11 protein-coding genes are annotated in these 14,492 nt (G+C 61.2%); 4 read left to right on the top strand and 7 right to left on the bottom strand.

The genetic code is table 11. From position 1 onward, the window contains the following. The first annotated feature begins 23 nt into the window (after positions 1 to 23). The 4 genes from BP38_RS0114580 (at position 24) to BP38_RS20845 (ending at position 4,957) form a co-directional block, all read left to right on the top strand. The gene (locus tag BP38_RS0114580; protein WP_026988344.1) at positions 24 to 1,616 is read left to right on the top strand and encodes a gamma-glutamyltransferase family protein; all 1,593 of its coding nucleotides are present in this window, start codon (positions 24 to 26) and stop codon (positions 1,614 to 1,616) included. Positions 1,617 to 1,766: 150 nt separating this feature from the next. Then, positions 1,767 to 2,822: an ABC transporter substrate-binding protein gene (locus BP38_RS0114575; protein WP_026988343.1), complete on the top strand. Its 1,056-nt coding sequence runs from the start codon at positions 1,767 to 1,769 to the stop codon at positions 2,820 to 2,822. 69 nt (positions 2,823 to 2,891) lie between these two features. Beyond that, positions 2,892 to 4,121, top strand: coding sequence for an ABC transporter permease (locus BP38_RS0114570; protein ID WP_026988342.1), 1,230 nt, complete (start codon positions 2,892 to 2,894; stop codon positions 4,119 to 4,121). An 8-nt stretch (positions 4,122 to 4,129) separates the two neighbouring features. Beyond that, positions 4,130 to 4,957 carry an ABC transporter permease gene (locus tag BP38_RS20845; protein ID WP_035725407.1) on the top strand — a complete coding sequence of 276 codons (828 nt, stop codon included), beginning with the start codon at positions 4,130 to 4,132 and terminating at the stop codon, positions 4,955 to 4,957. Positions 4,958 to 5,020: 63 nt separating this feature from the next. Here the strand turns inward: BP38_RS20845 and BP38_RS0114560 are convergent, their stop codons facing one another. The 7 genes from BP38_RS0114560 to BP38_RS0114530 all read right to left on the bottom strand — a co-directional run bounded on the left by BP38_RS0114560 (position 5,021) and on the right by BP38_RS0114530 (position 14,416). Next, positions 5,021 to 6,157: an ABC transporter ATP-binding protein gene (locus BP38_RS0114560; protein ID WP_081816698.1), complete on the bottom strand. Its 1,137-nt coding sequence runs from the start codon at positions 6,155 to 6,157 to the stop codon at positions 5,021 to 5,023. Between the two features lie 199 nt (positions 6,158 to 6,356). Continuing rightward, the gene (locus BP38_RS0114555; protein ID WP_026988340.1) at positions 6,357 to 7,865 is read right to left on the bottom strand and encodes a WG repeat-containing protein; all 1,509 of its coding nucleotides are present in this window, start codon (positions 7,863 to 7,865) and stop codon (positions 6,357 to 6,359) included. Positions 7,866 to 7,988: 123 nt separating this feature from the next. Next, positions 7,989 to 10,511: a VWA domain-containing protein gene (locus BP38_RS21915; RefSeq protein ID WP_162175169.1), complete on the bottom strand. Its 2,523-nt coding sequence runs from the start codon at positions 10,509 to 10,511 to the stop codon at positions 7,989 to 7,991. A gap of 201 nt (positions 10,512 to 10,712) precedes the next feature. Next, entirely contained in the window at positions 10,713 to 11,471 is a 759-nt protein-coding gene (locus tag BP38_RS0114545) for an ABC transporter ATP-binding protein (RefSeq protein WP_026988338.1), read from the bottom strand. Next, positions 11,468 to 12,229, bottom strand: coding sequence for an ABC transporter ATP-binding protein (locus tag BP38_RS0114540; protein WP_026988337.1), 762 nt, complete (start codon positions 12,227 to 12,229; stop codon positions 11,468 to 11,470). The genes BP38_RS0114545 and BP38_RS0114540 overlap by 4 nt, the downstream gene beginning before the upstream one ends. Before the next feature lie 3 nt (positions 12,230 to 12,232). Beyond that, positions 12,233 to 13,396 (bottom strand): branched-chain amino acid ABC transporter permease, encoded by a 1,164-nt coding sequence (locus tag BP38_RS0114535; protein ID WP_026988336.1) that lies wholly within the window; start codon positions 13,394 to 13,396, stop codon positions 12,233 to 12,235. Between the two features lie 3 nt (positions 13,397 to 13,399). Continuing rightward, a complete protein-coding gene (locus BP38_RS0114530) occupies positions 13,400 to 14,416 on the bottom strand; it encodes a branched-chain amino acid ABC transporter permease (RefSeq protein ID WP_026988335.1) in 1,017 nt (338 codons plus the stop codon). Positions 14,417 to 14,492: the final 76 nt, after the last annotated feature.

The following is a 14,492-nucleotide window of genomic DNA, read 5'->3' as shown; positions in this document are numbered from 1 at the left end:
AACCGGAGCAAGGCTTTTCCATCATGTCCATGACATTCGATTTTCCCTATCCTTCCCAGCGCATGCCCGTCATGGCACGCAACATGGTGGCAACCTCGCAGCCGCTGGCATCGCAGGCCGGATTGCGGATGCTGATGCAGGGCGGCAACGCCGTCGATGCGGCGCTGGCAACCGCAATCGCGCTGACGGTGGTCGAGCCCACGGGCAACGGTCTGGGCAGCGATGCCTTCGCGATCCTGCATGATGGCAAAGGCCTGCACGGCCTCAATGCTTCGGGCCGGGCGCCTGCTGCCTGGACGCCCGAGCGTTTTGCCGGGCAGGAGGCGATGCCCGAACGTGGCTGGGATGCGGTGACCGTTCCCGGTGCCGTATCGGCCTGGGTCTCACTGTCGGAGCGCTTCGGCCGTCTGCCGTTCGAGGCCCTGTTCGAGCCGGCAATCACCTATGCCGATAAGGGTTATGCAGTCACCCCGATCATCGCCCAGCTGTGGGCCAACGGCGCCCGGGTGTTGAAGGAGCAGCCGGGCTTTGCCGAGGCCTTCATGCCGGAGGGCCGGGCGCCGAAAGCCGGGGAACTTTACAGCAATGCCGCGATGGGGCGCAGCCTGCGCCTGATCGCCGAGACGCGCGGACAGGCCTTCTATAGTGGTGAGCTGGCGGAGAAGATGGTGGCTTTCGCCGGTCGGCACGGCGGTGCGCTGAGCATAGAAGACCTGGCGTCCCACGAACCCTTCTGGTGCGAAACTGTCAGCAAGGACTATCATGGCGTGGAAGCCCACGAGATTCCGCCCAACGGACAGGGGATTGCCGCCCTGATCGCGCTTGGGATTCTGGAGCATACCTCCGTATATGATCACGGCGTGGATTCGGTTGCCGGCCTGCACCTGCAGATCGAGGCCATGAAGCTGGCCCTGGCCGAGGTCTATGCCCATGTGTCCGATCCGGAAACGATGGAGATCGCACCGGAGCAGATGCTGGCGCCGGACTACCTGAAGGCTCGGGCGCAGGAAATCGATCCGAAGAAAGCCGGCGATCCCGGCCATGCCATCCCGCGGCCGGGAGGCACGGTCTATATCACCGCGGCAGATGCCAGTGGTGCGATGGTGTCCTTCATCCAGTCGAACTACCAGGGATTCGGCTCCGGCGTCGTGGTGCCCGAGACGGGCATCAGCCTGCAGAACCGGGGATCCGGCTTCCGGCTGGATGCCAATCACCCCAATTCCGTGGGCCCGCGCAAGCTGCCGTTCCACACCATTATTCCCGGCTTCCTGACGCGAGGGGGGCAGCCGCTGACCAGCTATGGCGTGATGGGCGGTCCCATGCAGGCCCAGGGGCATGTCCAGATGGTCCTGCGCATGCTGGACTACGGCCAGACTCCGCAGACCGCCAGTGATGCGCCGCGCTGGCGTGTGACCGGTGGGCGCCGGGTGGCGATGGAACAGACCTTCCCGGCGGAAACCCTGGACGGGCTGCGGGCCCTGGGGCACGTGATCACTGTGGAGCCACCGGAAGCGGCCTTTGGATTCGGCGGCGCACAGCTGATCCATCGCATGGACAATGGCATCTACATCGCCGGATCGGATCACCGCAAGGATGGCCAGGCCGTTGGGTTCTAAGGGAAGCCAACGGCATCGGGGCTCAAGGCGCCGGTTCGCCTCATGGCTGCATTAAGCTGCAGTTCAACCAGAGGCGATATGGACAAAGCCCATTGAGTTCCGTAGCTTTCAGTGCGGACAGATCATTACCGATAAGAAGAAGGAGGCATTATGTCTGTAGCAAGAAACATCACTTTGGGACTCGCCGCCACGGCCCTGGGCAGCATGACCCTGGCCGGCATCGCTGCGGCCCAGGACCGTGACCTGACGGTGGTCGGCTGGGGCGGTTCCTATCAGGACCAGCAGGGAATCGCCTATTTCGAACCCTTCACCGAAGAGACCGGCATCCCCATCCTGGAGGAAAGCTTCAACGGTGGCCTTTCAAACATCATGTCCATGGTGGAGACCGATTCGGTCGTCTGGGACGTGGTGCAGCTCGAGGATCCCGAACTTCAACGTGCCTGCCAGCAGGGCTATCTCGAGCGCCTGCCCTGGGACGAGATCGGTGGTCGTGATGACTTCATCGACGGCGGATCGAGTGAGTGCGGTGCCGGAACCATCGTTTGGTCGATCGTCAACGCCTACAACACGGACGAGGTCGAAGGCACGCCCAGCGGCTGGGATGACTTCTTCAACGTCGAGGAGTTCCCGGGCAAGCGTGGCCTGCGTCGCGGTGCAAAGTTCAATCTCGAGCTGGCCCTGATGGCCGATGGTGTCGCACCAGAAGACGTCTATGAGACGCTTAGCACCGAAGAAGGCGTGGACCGCGCCTTTGCCAAGCTGGACGAACTCAAGGAGCACATCCAGTGGTGGGAAGCCGGTGCCCAGCCGCCGGAATGGGTCGCCTCCGGCGACGTTGCCATGACCACTGCCTACAACGGTCGCATCGACAAGGCGCAGACCGAAGGCCAGCCGGTGGACATCGCCTGGGAAGGTCAGATCTATGCCATCGATTCCTGGGCCATCATCAGCGGCACGTCGAACAAGGACGAGGCGGTCGAGTTCATCAAGTACGTGAGCGAGCCCGAGAACATGTCTCGCCTGCAGCAGCACATTGCCTATGGCCCGACCAAGGAAGCAGCCTTTGAATCGGTTCCCGAGGAAATGGCACCGCGTCTTCCGACAGCTCCGGATAACCTGGAAGGTGCGCTGCTGAACAGCACCGAGTTCTGGGTGGACAACCAGGAGCGCCTGGATCGGCGTTTCAACGCCTGGGCGTCACAGTAAGCAATCGCGTGTAACCTGCCGGGCGGTCAGGAGATATCCTGACCGCCCGTTTTCTCGGAGTCTGCATCAATGGCGGCCACGACCGCGGATCTCAAGCAACGGCTTCGTCGAACCGAGCGACGCAGACGTCTTGGCTCTCTCGGCCTCTTTGCGCCTTCCGTGATCTTCCTGCTGATCTTCTTTGCGCTGCCCATAGCGCTGATGCTTTATCGCGCCGTGCAGAACCCGGAGGTGGCCAATACCTTTCCGGAAAGCATGGCGGCCATTCAGCAGTGGGATGGCGAAGGCATGCCCGGTGAACCCATTGTTGCCGAGTTTGCCCAGGAGTTGCGCGATGCCAGGGATGAGCGCCAACTCTCTGCACCCGGTCGGCGCCTGGATTATGAGATCGCCGGCTATCGCGGCCTGTTGCGCGCGACCGCCTTTGGCCTGCCCGACGAGGAGCCGGAGGCCAGCTGGACCGAGACCCTGATCGGGATCGATCCCCGTTGGGAGGAAACCCAGTACTGGCAAGCGCTGAAGGAAAACGCGAGCCCCTTTACCCTGGACTACGTGCTGACAGCGCTGGATCTTGAATGGGCAGAAGACGGAGGCCTCCAGTGGGTTTCCGAGCATCAGGCCATCTATCTGGATCTTTACGAACGAACGCTCTGGATGGCTTTTGTCATTACCCTGGCAGCCCTGCTGCTTGGATATCCGATCGCCTTCCTGATGACCAACTCTTCGCGGAGGGTGCAGGGCATCCTTCTGGTCCTGGTGCTGCTGCCCTTCTGGACCTCACTGCTGGTGCGCACGGCCTCCTGGATGGTGCTGCTTTCGCGCAGCGGGCCGATCAATACACTGTTGGTCAACCTGGGCTTGACCGATGCGCCCCTTGAATTGCTCTACAACAGGTTCGGCGTCTATGTGGGCATGATCCACATCCTTCTGCCCTTCATGATCATGCCGCTTTATGCCGTGATGCGGGGCATCCCTCATTCTCACATGCGTGCGGCCGCCTCACTGGGTGCGCCGCCCCTGCGCGCCTTTCGCCGGGTCTACCTTCCGCAGACCATGCCGGGGATCGCGGCCGGTTGCCTGCTGGTCTTCATCCTGGCCATCGGCTTCTACATTACGCCGGCACTGCTCGGTGGAAACGAGGACCAGATGATCAGCTATTTCATCGCCTACCACACGAACGAGACCCTGAACTGGGGCCTTGCTGCCGCCCTGGGCGTGATCCTGCTGCTCATGATCTTCGTGCTTTACGCCATATTCACGCGCCTGACCGGTACGGGCCGAATCCAGATGGGGACGTGAGGAGAGACATGGCTGCACCCTCCTATGCAACCAAGCCCCAGGTCGTCGGCCATTATGGTCTGCGCATCTTCGTGGCCCTGGTCTGCGTCTTCCTGGTGGCGCCGATCTTCGCGATCATTCCGCTGTCCTTCAGCTCAGGCACCTTCCTGTCCTATCCCATGCCGGGCTTTTCTTTTCGCTGGTACGAGGAGGTCCTGGCCCCGCGACCCTGGATGTTCACCCTGCGCAACAGCCTGTTTGTCGCGATCGGGGCCACCATCTTCTCAACCACGCTGGGCACATTGGCAGCCCTGGCCATGGCGCGGAAGAATCTGCGCAGCCTGCCCGTGATCAATGCCTTCCTGCTGGCCCCCATGATCGTACCCCTGATCATCACGGCCGTCGGGCTCTATTTCTTCTTTGCCCAGTTGGGTCTGACCAACAGTTTTACCGGCCTGATCATTGCACACACGGCTCTCTGCCTGCCATTCGTGCTGGTTACCGTGGCTGCGACCCTGGAGGGTTTCGACGGGACCCTGGTGCGGGCGGCACAGAGCCTGGGCGCGCCACCGCTTACCGTCTTCCGGCGCGTCATCCTGCCCATCATTTCACCAGGCGTGGCCTCAGGCGCGCTCTTCGCCTTCGCCATCTCCTTTGACGAGGTGGTGGTGGCGGTCTTCCTGGCAGGACCGACTCAGAGAACCCTTCCAAAGCAGATGTTCTCTGGCCTGAGAGAGAATATCGATCCCTCGATCCTGGCCATGGCGACCCTGCTGGTGGTGATGGCAACGGGTCTCATGATCGTGGCCGGCCTGCTCAAGCGTCGCAGCGAGCGCATGCGCGGCCTGTCTGGATGAGCCTGAGTCTGAAAATACCCAGGTAAGGCCTGCCCCCCCGGATGTTCTGCCGTCACCCGGGTGTCAGGCGGAATCCAGCGCGCGGCAGGCATCGGCTCGCCAGCCGATGCGGACCTTGTCCCCGACCTTGAGAGCTGCGCGTTCCTCGGTGTTCGGGACCTGGATCACGAACTCCTCGTCGCCTCCGAAAGCCACACCGACCCGGACATGGTCGCCCATGAAGATGGTTTCGCGGATTTCGGCTTCGAAGACATTGTCATAGCCTTCGGCCGCTTCCCCCAGGCGGACGCGTTCCGGACGCACGGAGAGCGTGGTGCGGCTGCCCGGACCGTCGGTGCGGATATCCAGCGCCTTGACGCGATTGTTGCCGTCCTCCAGCTGTACGACGCAGTGCTTCCCTTCACTGCTTTCAACCTTGCCTGTCAGGCGATTGTTCTTGCCGATGAAGCCGGCAACAAAGGCGTTCTCGGGCGCATTGTAGAGGGTATCCGGCCCGGCAAGCTGCTGGATTTCGCCGGCCTCGAAAACGGCCACACGATCCGACATGGTCAGGGCCTCGGCCTGGTCATGGGTCACATAGACCATGGTGACGCCTAGCTGCTCGTGGATGTGCTTCAGCTCGATCTGCATTTCCTCGCGCAGGTTCTTGTCCAGTGCGCCCAGGGGTTCGTCCAGCAGGATCAGCTTCGGTTCGAAAACCAGGGCGCGGGCCACGGCGACGCGTTGCTGCTGACCGCCCGAGAGCTGTGTGGGCTTGCGGTTGCCGAAGCCCTGCAGGCGCACGATTTCGAGCGCACGATCCACGCTCTTCTCGGCCTCCTTGCGGGCAACGCCGCGCACATCCAAGGGAAAGCGCAGGTTCTCGGCGACGGTCATGTGCGGAAAGAGGGCATAGTTCTGGAAGACCACGCCGATATCGCGCTTGTAGGGGGGAACCCGGGTGATCTCCTTCCCACCGATCTTTATGGTCCCGCCGGTCGGCGTTTCGAAGCCTGCCAGCATCATCAGAACCGTGGTCTTGCCGGAGCCCGAGGGCCCCAGCAGCGTGAGGAATTCGCCGCGCTGGATGTCCAGGTTGAGACCTTCGATGACCAGGGTCTCGCCGTCATAGGTCTTTGAGACATCCTGGATTTCGACCAGTGTGTCCGTATCGCTGTGGCTTTCGCTGCTATCCATCTCGGCCGTTGCGGTCTTGTTCATTGTCGCTGTCCATGCCCTGTTCGAGTTCCGGATATCCTTGCAGGCGCTTCGCGTTGCTCGCATGCCCCTGTCGGTTCTTGTGACAGGGACGCCGGAACCCGCGAGGTGTTCCAGCGTCCGAGGCGCTAGAGGTACCCAATCTTCGAACTACGGTCAAATACGACAGCGCAGGAAAAAACCTGGCAAAGGACCGTTCTGCTCAGCCCTGGTCACCTGCGGTTTTCTCCTGACGCAGCACCACCTGACCCTCGGGATCCAGATAGACGTAATGGGCATCGGGATAGCTGGGCAGACCGAGGCCAAAGGCGCCCTCTCCGCAGCTTTTTCCGTCATCGGCCACCAGCAGGCGCAGCAAGCCCCCATGGAACTCGGGCAGGCGTGCGTTGTGGCAAGGGGCAAGGTCCGGCAGTCGCTCCGGCACGAAGGCCACCTGGCCCTGATTGTCGATGTAGGCCAAAACGGACCGCTTGTCCTCCACCAGCTTCACCTTGACCGGCGCCCGACCACTCTGGAATGCCCCGCCCATCTCGATTTCGACTTTCTTGCCGGTTTCCGGATCGTGGACCTGTTCAATCGCGAAATCCTCCTGGTTCATGTAGAGCGTGGTGAAAGCCTCGACGGAGACCGGTGCCAGGCCCTCGGAAAAGGCGCGTGCGGACTCCAACGTCCATTTGCGCGGCAGCACGAGTTGGCCGGTGGGGTCGATGAAGCCGGCACCACCCCTTTGCGATTCCGCAGGGGCCATTCCGTTCACGAAATCCCCGGCGTCGGCGAATTCGGCCGGAATGGCGACTTCACCCTGGCTGTCCAGCCAGCCGTAGTGCCACTCCAGGTCCTCGCTCCAGGAGAACCAGGCCAGGCCTTCCGAGAAGTTGCCCAGTCCTGCCAGTTCCTCTCCGTTTGGAAGTGATGGGCGATGGAGGCCGCCGTCACGATCCACGAAGAGATACTCGGCTTCACTGGTGAAGATTTCGGCTGCGGCACAGCCTTCCGAGAACAGTTCGAACGGGGCGGAGGAAATGCGTCTGTCGTCATGGGTGGTGTAGGAGGGATTTTCGTATTCGATGTCCAGCACGAGGCTGCCCGAGCGGTCGATGATGCCCCAGCGCTGCCAGGTGCCGACGGCCGCCCGGCCTTCGGAGAAGTCGTCCACCTGCTCCCACTGTGGTTCTATGACCCAGTTGCCGTCCCGGTCGACGTACCCCCACTTGCCCCCTTTCGGCATGGGATAGAGCGGCGCGCCCTCGGCTTCTACAGGCTGTCCGCAAGGCAAGGGGCCCTCTGTGGAGGCCTGTTGTGCGGCCTCGGCCGAGGAACCGCCCAGAACCTGGTAGAGTTCGCCTTGACAGCTGCCTTCGGGCCCGCCGCCTTCCAGGCAGGCACGCAACTGGTTCTTCACCTCGGATTCCAGATCCGAGGCCGAGGGATCGACAAGGAATGTCAGCGGTTTCTCCGCAAGCTGCGGATTCGGATTGTGGAGGTAAGTGAAGCGCAGGCGGCAGAGCTGCTCTTCCTGCCCGACCACCTCGTAGCGCACGACAGCGCCAGCGCTTTCACTGGTCGTGAACTCACCGGCCTCACAAGCGACCACCTTCTCCAGGTAGTAATCCTGGGTCGGGTGCCAGGTCTCCGGCTCTTCCGTTCCGGCGATTGCAGGTGTGGTGAAAACCAGGAGCGGCAGACAGCAGGCCAGTTGTTTCTTGCGCATGTCTTTTCCTTCTTGCTGTAAAGACTCGGGAGTTGTTTCGGGATCGGACCGGCCGCGCCGGACCGGCCACCCCGTCATGAGGCTTTCATGTTCGGGGCAGCGGTCAGCCAAGTGTGGGCAGGCTTATTGGACTTCGACGATGGCCCGGCTCAGTACTTTCCGGCCCGGTATGTCGAGCAGGCGGAATTCGTACTGCCCCGCTTCTTCGGGCAGGGTGAAGCTCAGCGGGGGACCGTCCGAAGCAGATTGAACCTCGATCCAGGTGAAGTCGGCCTGGTCGGCCTGGGCCAAAGCGATGCGCTGGTCCCCGCTTTCGGTGTCCGCCGACCAGGAGACTTTGATGGTCTCGCCAGCGCTTGCCGTTTCCGGAACCTCCAGCGATCCGCCGGTATCCAGAGCGGCCGTTTCATCCACCACTTCGAGCATGTGTCGAGCGAGGGTCCGTTTGCCTTCGTTGAGGATGTAGCGGATTTCGTACATGCCGGTCTCGGCAGGTGCCGGGAGTTTGGCCTCGTCCTTGGACTGAACGCGTTCATATTCACCGTAGGAGCCTTCCTCGGCGCCCATGGGGACGATGGTGACGTAATCGCGCGGATGCGGCACTGTTCCCGACCAGCTAACAGTGATTTCGTCGCCGGCCCGGATAGTATCCGGGCCGCTCAGTTCCATACCGGCTTCGACAATCTCGATTTCGGTCGAGGCGAGTGGCTGCCTTCCCTCGTTCAGGATATAGCGAACTTCATAGAGTCCGGTCTCGGCCGGTGCCTGGAGCTTTCCTTCGTTGTCATCATTGACGCGGACATAGTCCATATATTCGTCATCCTCGGCGCCCATAGGGACGATGGTGACGTAATCGCGTGGATGCACATTGCCCGTCCAACTGACCGGGAAGCTGGAGCCGACGATCGCACTTTCCGGGGCGCTTACCGTGGCTTCGGGTTCCGTGATCTCGATTTCGGCCGAAGCGAGCGGCTTCCTTCCCTCGCGCAGGATATAACGGACTTCGTAGAGCCCGGTCTCGGCCGGTGCCTGAAGCTTACCTTCGTTGCCGTCCTGGACGCGGACATAGTCCATATATTCGTCATTCTCGGCGCCCATGGGGACGATGGTGACGTAATCCCGAGGATGCACGTTGCCCGTCCAGCTGACGGAAAAGGTGCTGCCGGCCGTAGCGTTCTCCGGGGCCGTTACCGTGGCTTCGGGTTCCGTGATCTCGATTTCGGCCGAAGCGAGCGGTTTCCTTCCCTCGCGCAGGATATAGCGGACTTCATAAAGCCCGGTCTCGGCCGGTGCCTGGAGCTTGCCTTCGTTGACGTCCTTGACGCGGACATAGTCCATATATTCGTCATTCTCGGCGCCCATGGGGACGATGGTGACATAATCCCGGGGATGTACGTTGCCCGTCCAACTGATCTCGAAGGTGGCGCCGGCAGTGGCTTTCTCCGGAGCGGACACCGTGACATCTGGCTCGGTGATCTCGATCTCGGCGGACGCCAGGGTACGGTCGCCTTCGTCCAGGACATAGCGAACTTCATAGACGCCCGTCTCGGCGGGCGCCTGAAGTTGTCCCTCGCTGTCTTCCTTCACACGGGTATAGTCAGTGTAGGCACCCTCCTCGGCCCCCATGGATACGATTGTCACGTAATCCTTGGGGTGAACATTTCCTGTCCAGGAGACGGAAAAGGCCTCACCTGTGATGGCCGATTCCGGTGCACTGACGGTCACTTCGGGATCGGTGATCTCGATTTCAGCAGATGCAAGTGTGCTGTCGTCCTCGTCGCGGACATAGCGAACCTCGAACAACCCCGTTTCACCGGGAGCACGAAGGCTGCCCTCATTCTCCTCCTTGACGCGGAAGTAGTTGGTGTAGCTGCCCTTTTCGGCGCCTGCGGGCACGATTGTGATGTAGTCCTTGGGCTGTTGCGTTTCCGCTTGCCAGCTGACGGGCAGGCTCGCGCCGCTGTCCGCGGTTTCAGGCACGGTCAACTCGACTTCGGGGGCCGGCTCAGGTTCCGGCTCCGGCTCCTTGGCCACGGTTGCACCCACCTCGCTCAAGGCCGTACCGAGTTCCGAGGCATCTCCGGCCGGAAGGAAACGGCCGCCCGTGCGTTCGGCGATGCAGGCGACGGCGTCCTGTTCCTCGTCTTTCAGGTCGAAGCCCACCACATGGGCTGTGAAGCCGACGCCCATGCGCTCCAGGTCCTCGGCCAGGGCACAGGGGTCGCGACGGCAGGTTTCAATGCCATCCGTGATCACGACCAGGGTTGCCGGATTGTCGCGGTAGGCCAGGGTTTCTGCGGCCTGCTCGATGGAATCGGTCAGCGGGGTCTTGCCGCGCGGCGTAATGCCCTGGATCTTCGAGAAGAAGGACTCGCGCTCATAGGGACCGGGTTCGATCAGCGTTTCGATGTCCTTGCAATCCGCTTCCCGTCGATGCCCATAGGCCATCAGACCGACGTTGGTGCCTTCGGTCCAGTCTCCCATCAGGCTGTCCATGGCCTCTCGGGCAATCTCGATCTTGGCGGTGCCATCGATCTGTCCCCACATGGAATTCGAGCCATCGAACACCACCATGACATCCTCGGCAGCCAAGGCCGGTGCCGCGGCCAGAAACCCTACTGTGGCGGCGAGCAGTGTTTTGCGCATTTCCATATTTCCCCTGTTTTCCTGTTCCTTGCGGACGTTGGCGATCCTGCTCTCGCAAAGACGAGGCCCTCGGCACGATAACATGCCTGGGCAAGGTTCATGATGCCCCGTTTGTTTTGAGGGGGAAGCAAAAAAACCCCGGCGAATGGCCGGGGTTTCAGTTGGGATGAGTCCGAGATGGACTCGCTTATGGGAAACTGCCTATATGGCCAAGTACTGGTCACGCAGTTCCTGATTATCCAGGACTTCCTGAGAGCTTCCGTCGAAAACGATCTGGCCGTTGTCCATGATGATGGCACGGTCGGCCAGTTTCAGGGCCGCAATGGCATTCTGTTCCACGATAATGGTTGTGATGCCCAGGGCCTTCACGTTCTGAAGGGTTTTTTCGATCTCCTGGACAATGACGGGCGCCAGGCCTTCGTAAGGCTCATCGAGAAGCAGGAGCTTGATATCCCGCGCCAAGGCGCGACCGATGGCCAGCATCTGCTGTTCACCGCCGGACAGGGTTGTCGCTTCCTGCTCCTTGCGTTCGCCCAACCTGGGAAAAAGCTCGTAGATACGCTCGATGGTCCAGCCGTGAGGCTTCGCAATCTGGGCAAGCTCCAGATTTTGCTCGACCGTGAGGCCGGGCAGGATGCGACGGTCCTCGAGGACCAGCTGCAGCCCCAGACGCGCAGCCTGCCAGGATTTCATCTCGTGCAAGGGTTGGTGGTCCAGCCAGATTTCTCCGCCATGCAATTCCGGATCATCCATGCGGGCCAGGGTGCGCAGGGTCGAGGTCTTGCCTGCGCCGTTGCGGCCCAGGAGTGCAACGATCTCACCTTCCCGGACGTCGATGTTGATCCCTTGCACGATATAGCTCTCGCCGTAGTAGGCATGGACATCCCAGGCCGAGAAAAAGGCCGGCGCCGAGCCGCTTGCGGTGACAGGCTTGCTGGTGGGCACCTTTACCGTGCTCATAGCTGCTCTCCTCCCAGATAGGCTTCCTTGACCTTGGGGTCGTTGCGGACTTCCTCGGGGGTGCCTTGCGCGATAATGGCGCCCTGAGCCAGCACGCTGATCCGGTCGGCCAGGCTGAACACAACATGCATGTCGTGTTCGATGATGACCTTGGTCATGCCCTGTTCCTTGATGCTTTTCAGCAGGTCGATGGTGCGGTTGGTGTCATGCCGCGACATGCCGGCCGTGGGTTCGTCCAGCAGCACAAGCTTGGGGTGCTGGACCAGGCACATGGCCAGTTCCAGGCGCCGCTTGTCCCCCCGCGACATGGACTTGGCCAGCTGGTCCTTGTGCTCGATCAGTCCCAGGTCTTTCAGCATCTGCTCGGCATCCTCACGAAGTTCCGCTTCGTGATAGAGGCTCTTGAGGATGCTCATGTTGAACTGGCCGTCGCGCTTGGCCAGTGCCGGGACCATGGCATTCTGCAGCAGTGTGAGGTCAGGGAAGATCTCCGGAGTCTGGAAGACGCGGGCCACCCCCATCTGGTTGATTTCATAGGGGCGCTTGCCGGTCAGTTCCTGCCCGTTGAACTTCACGTGGCCTCGGCTCGGAGGCAGGCGTCCGACGATAACGTTCAGCAGGGTGGATTTCCCCGCCCCATTGGGCCCGATGATGGCGTTCACCGTGCCCTCCTCAATCTGCAGATTGATGTCGCTGAGTGCGCGGAGACCACCGAATTTCTTGTCGACATCGGATACATCCAGAACGACTTTACTCATGGGTCAGGCCTCCTCTGCCGAAGCTTGCTGTGACTTCGACTGGTGATCGCGTTTGTGCCGGCCATGGCGGATCAGCTTCCAGATGCGTTGCAGTCCTTCCATCATGCCGCCAGGCAGGAAGATGACGATCAGCATGAAGACCAGACCCAGGGTCAGGTGCCAGCCATCGCCCACGAAGAGGCCCAGGAAAGCGGCCACACCCTCGGCCATCCAGTCGGGCAGGAAAGAGAAGGCGTCCATCAGCATATTCTCGTTGAAAGCCGAGAAGATATTCTCGAAGTACTTGATGATGCCTGCGCCGAGAAGGGGGCCGATCAGGGTGCCGGCACCGCCAAGAATGGTCATCAGGACCACCTCGCCAGAGGCTGTCCACTGCATGCGTTCGGCGCCGGCCAGGGGATCTGTGACCGCCATCAACGAGCCGGCCAGCCCGGCATACATCCCCGAGATCACGAAGGTCGTCATCAGGAAGGGACGTGTGTTGTATCCGGTGTAGCTCATCCGTGTCTGATTGGACTTGATGGCCCGCAGCTTCAGTCCGAAGGACGAGCGGAAGATCCTGAGCGCGATGAAGAAGACGATGATCATCACGGCTGCACAGATGTAGAACCCGTAGAAACCGGCCGAGGTGATCCCGAAGAGGTTGGGAAACGGCAGGGAACTGGTGGCCTCGATTCCGAACATGCGATCGAGGATGCGCGGATCCTGCTGGCTGAGCTGCAGACCGGTTTCACCGTTGGTGATCGGAGTCAGCACGGAATAGGCCAGGTTATAGGCCATCTGGGCGAAGGCCAGAGTCAGGATGGCGAAATAGATGCCGGCCCGGCGCAGGCAGACGTAGCCGACCACCACCGCAAAGAGTCCGGACATCACTGTGCCGAAGATGATCGCCGGGATCACGTTCATGGACAGCAGTTTGAACGACCAGACGGCGGCATAGGAGCCGATACCCAGGAAGGCGGCATGCCCGAAGGACAGGTAGCCTGTCAGGCCGAACAGCAGGTTGTAGCCGATGGCCAGGATGCCGAAGATCATGAACTTCTGTAACAGCCCCGGATAGGCCGCCCCGAAGGGTTGCAGCCAGAGCGGCATGGTCAGGATGACGGCCGAGAAGACCAGCATGTAGATCAGGTCCTGTCGGGGAGAGGCCAAGTTTGCATTTATCATTGTTCAGCTCTCCATCACGCCACGCCGTCCCAACAGGCCACGCGGACGGGTCAGAAGGATCACGACGGCTACAAGGTAGATGATGATCTGGTCGATGCCCGGGAAGATATCCTTCACCGCGGTCATCGAGGCGAAGGAATGCAGCAGCCCCAGCAGGAAGCCGGCTGCCACGGCCCCGGGCAGGGAGCCCATGCCGCCGACCACGACAACCACGAAGGAAATCACCAGGAACTCCATGCCCATGTGATAGTCCGGAGGCAGGATGGGTGTGTACATCACGCCGGCAAGACCGGCGACAATGGCGGCGATTCCGAAGACGATCGTGAAGCGCTTCTCGATGTTGATGCCCAACAGTTCCACGGTTTCGCGGTCGGCCATGCCGGCCCGCACCACCATGCCGTAGGTGGTGAAGTGCAGGAAAGAGAAGACCAGGCCGATGACGATCAGTGAAAAGAGCAGGTAGATCAGGCGCCACCAGGGATAGGAAATGGTTTCGCCGATCCCGAAGATCATGCTCAGGTCTGCCGATCCGGAAATGACGTCCGGCGTTGACTGCGGAATCGGGTTGGCCCCGAACATGAGCTTGAGAATCTCCTGCAGAACAATAGCTAGGCCGAAGGTGACCAGGATCTGTTCGGCGTGAGAGCGCCGGTAGAAGTGGCGAATCAGGCCACGCTCCATGACCACGCCGATAAGCAGCATCAGCGGGATCGCGATCAATATGGACAGCGGAACCGACCAGTTGATGACCTGGCTGCCCACATCACCGAACCAGAGCTCTAGGTAGGGCGTTTCCTTGTAGGCATCGAACATCGTTACGGACTCGTCCTTCACCCTGACCGAAAGGCTCAGGAGCTTGTTGAGAGTCACCGCAACGAAGGCGCCCAGCATGAAGAGGGCGCCGTGGGCAAAATTCACCACGCCGAGCGTGCCGAACACGAGGGTTAGGCCAAGTGCTATGAGGGCATAAGCCCCGCCCTTGTCCAGACCGTTCATGATCTGAAGAAGTATCGCGTCCATGGGTCAACCGCGCAATTTGAACAGACTGTAGGGTTGGAAAACGCGTTGCGGGGAGTGCCAGGAGCACTCCCCGCAC

Source organism: Fodinicurvata fenggangensis DSM 21160 (assembly GCF_000686045.1).
Taxonomy (GTDB): Bacteria; Pseudomonadota; Alphaproteobacteria; order Kiloniellales; family DSM-21159; genus Fodinicurvata; species Fodinicurvata fenggangensis.
This window is presented reverse-complemented; position numbering and strand designations above follow the sequence as displayed.

What these genes read in the sequence shown, in the direction of transcription:
- BP38_RS0114575 (WP_026988343.1), top strand. Translation starts at nt 1,767, where the DNA reads ATGTCTGTAGCAAGAAACATCACTTTGGGACTCGCCGCCACGGCCCTG.
- BP38_RS0114530 (WP_026988335.1), bottom strand. Translation starts at nt 14,416, where the DNA reads ATGGACGCGATACTTCTTCAGATCATGAACGGTCTGGACAAGGGCGGG.
- BP38_RS21915 (WP_162175169.1), bottom strand. Translation starts at nt 10,511, where the DNA reads ATGCGCAAAACACTGCTCGCCGCCACAGTAGGGTTTCTGGCCGCGGCA.
- BP38_RS0114560 (WP_081816698.1), bottom strand. Translation starts at nt 6,157, where the DNA reads ATGAACAAGACCGCAACGGCCGAGATGGATAGCAGCGAAAGCCACAGC.
- BP38_RS0114570 (WP_026988342.1), top strand. Translation starts at nt 2,892, where the DNA reads ATGGCGGCCACGACCGCGGATCTCAAGCAACGGCTTCGTCGAACCGAG.
- BP38_RS0114555 (WP_026988340.1), bottom strand. Translation starts at nt 7,865, where the DNA reads ATGCGCAAGAAACAACTGGCCTGCTGTCTGCCGCTCCTGGTTTTCACC.
- BP38_RS0114540 (WP_026988337.1), bottom strand. Translation starts at nt 12,229, where the DNA reads ATGAGTAAAGTCGTTCTGGATGTATCCGATGTCGACAAGAAATTCGGT.
- BP38_RS0114545 (WP_026988338.1), bottom strand. Translation starts at nt 11,471, where the DNA reads ATGAGCACGGTAAAGGTGCCCACCAGCAAGCCTGTCACCGCAAGCGGC.
- BP38_RS20845 (WP_035725407.1), top strand. Translation starts at nt 4,130, where the DNA reads ATGGCTGCACCCTCCTATGCAACCAAGCCCCAGGTCGTCGGCCATTAT.
- BP38_RS0114580 (WP_026988344.1), top strand. Translation starts at nt 24, where the DNA reads ATGTCCATGACATTCGATTTTCCCTATCCTTCCCAGCGCATGCCCGTC.
- BP38_RS0114535 (WP_026988336.1), bottom strand. Translation starts at nt 13,396, where the DNA reads ATGATAAATGCAAACTTGGCCTCTCCCCGACAGGACCTGATCTACATG.